This is a genomic window from Mesorhizobium waimense (assembly GCF_003601975.1).
GTDB classification, from domain to species: Bacteria; Pseudomonadota; Alphaproteobacteria; order Rhizobiales; family Rhizobiaceae; genus Mesorhizobium; species Mesorhizobium waimense.
This window is the reverse complement of the sequence record NZ_QZWZ01000183.1, coordinates 1-754: the sequence shown is the minus strand read 5'-3', so window position 1 is coordinate 754 and position 754 is coordinate 1. Positions and strand designations below refer to the sequence as shown.

At 60.2% G+C, this 754-nt stretch carries 2 protein-coding genes; both read left to right on the top strand.

Annotated elements, in window-relative coordinates:
• Nucleotides 1–114 precede the first annotated feature (114 nt).
• Nucleotides 115–411: a co-chaperone GroES gene (groES, locus tag D3227_RS40515; RefSeq protein ID WP_006203049.1), complete on the top strand. Its 297-nt coding sequence runs from the start codon at nucleotides 115–117 to the stop codon at nucleotides 409–411.
• A gap of 62 nt (nucleotides 412–473) precedes the next feature.
• Nucleotides 474–754: TCP-1/cpn60 chaperonin family protein (locus D3227_RS40510; RefSeq protein WP_281035085.1), on the top strand; the 281-nt coding region annotated here is incomplete at its 3' end.

Here is a 754-nt window from a genome sequence, read left to right as displayed (position 1 = left end):
GTTAGCACTCGCCATTGGTGAGTGCTAACCAAGGGTCCGGCGCTGCCGGGCTTGTTTGTCCGGCTTCGCCGGACGGAGGAACAGTTCTCACCGTTCTCATTCGAGGAAGAAAAAATGGCAAAGTCGAAGTTCCGCCCGCTTCATGACCGCGTGGTCGTTCGCCGGGTTGAATCCGAATCCAAGACCGCTGGCGGGATCATCATCCCGGATACGGCGAAGGAAAAGCCGCAGGAAGGCGAGATCATCGCCGTCGGTTCCGGCGCCCGCGACGAAGCCGGCAAGCTCGTCCCCCTGGACGTCAAGGCTGGCGACCGCATCCTGTTCGGCAAGTGGTCGGGCACCGAAGTCAAGCTCAATGGCGAAGACCTTCTGATCATGAAGGAATCCGACATCATGGGCATCATCGGCTGAATATCGGCCTCACCGTCATCTAAATCTGCGGGCTCGATCGAAGCCCCTGCCAGGAGCTAAACATGGCTGCCAAAGAAGTAAAATTCTCCCGTGATGCCCGTGAGCGCATGCTGCGCGGCGTCAATATCCTTGCCGACGCGGTGAAGGTCACGCTCGGCCCCAAGGGCCGCAACGTTGTCATCGACAAGTCGTTCGGCGCCCCGCGCATCACCAAGGACGGCGTCACCGTCGCCAAGGAAATCGAGCTTGAAGACAAGTTCGAGAACATGGGCGCGCAGATGGTCCGCGAAGTTGCTTCGAAGACCAACGACATCGCCGGCGACGGCACCACGACCGCGACCGT